We start from the raw sequence: 874 nt of genomic DNA, 5'->3' as shown, positions 1-874 counted from the left end.
TAACGCCTTGCTAAGCGGATAAAAATGGTTGGTTAAAATCGCGAAGCGATAACCAACGGTTTTTATTCCGTTTAAGCAACTTGTTAACTGCCATATTCGCCATTTAAAACATCAATGAAGAATGGGTTTAATTTACTAAAATCTGTTTCAGATTTTTGTTGCTCTTGCGCTTTGTCCTTAAACCTTTCTAACTCTGAGCTAATAAAGTCACTAATTACATCAATTCGAGGGAGGTATGCACTTTCAAAACCTTTACGCTTATTTTCGAGTAACTTTTGAATTGCAGACTTTAGGCTTTCATCATGCACCAATTCATTTACTAGCACTTCAAATTCCATTGGTACAACACCGCGATCTTGTTCGATCCATTGCATCGCTAGAATAGGTCTAAGGACATAGAAATACTTCTTAATTCTTACTGTTTCACCCTGTAGATATTCTCGGAAATTTCCACTGGCCATATGTGAGTAGTGGTAAAAACAAGAGCGTGGCGAATAGAGAATTGGTATTAGCTCTTTAAAAGCCTCTGTAAATTTATCATTTTGCTGATAGACAATTGGCGAATTGAACCATTCAATTAGAGCTGGGTTTGATTTTCTAAGAAGCTTAAGTGCTTTCTTCAAGTCCCAACCACTGATATCTAATAAGTCATTAATAGGTTTTTCAACTACATCTCTACAATATTCATGATCAACTCTAAGGTACCAGTCCTTATTTCGAACATATACAAAACGAACATCATAGTCACTGTCAGCTGATGGGAATCCCCATGCTCGACTGCCTGATTCACATGCATACAGTATTTTAATGTTCTCTTTAATTTCTAGAGTTTTAAGATTTTCCAATATCTCAGTACGCACTGGATACTCCTTGG

General features: G+C 36.4%; 1 protein-coding gene. It reads right to left on the bottom strand.

What is annotated here, in order from left to right; translation table 11 throughout:
- Positions 1-83: 83 nt before the first annotated feature.
- On the bottom strand, positions 84-874 hold a 791-nt coding region (locus AN944_RS20970), incomplete at its 5' end, for a nucleotidyltransferase domain-containing protein (RefSeq protein ID WP_235531042.1).

This window comes from Shewanella sp. P1-14-1, from assembly GCF_001401775.1.
GTDB lineage: Bacteria > Pseudomonadota > Gammaproteobacteria > Enterobacterales > Shewanellaceae > Shewanella > Shewanella japonica.
This window is presented reverse-complemented; position numbering and strand designations above follow the sequence as displayed.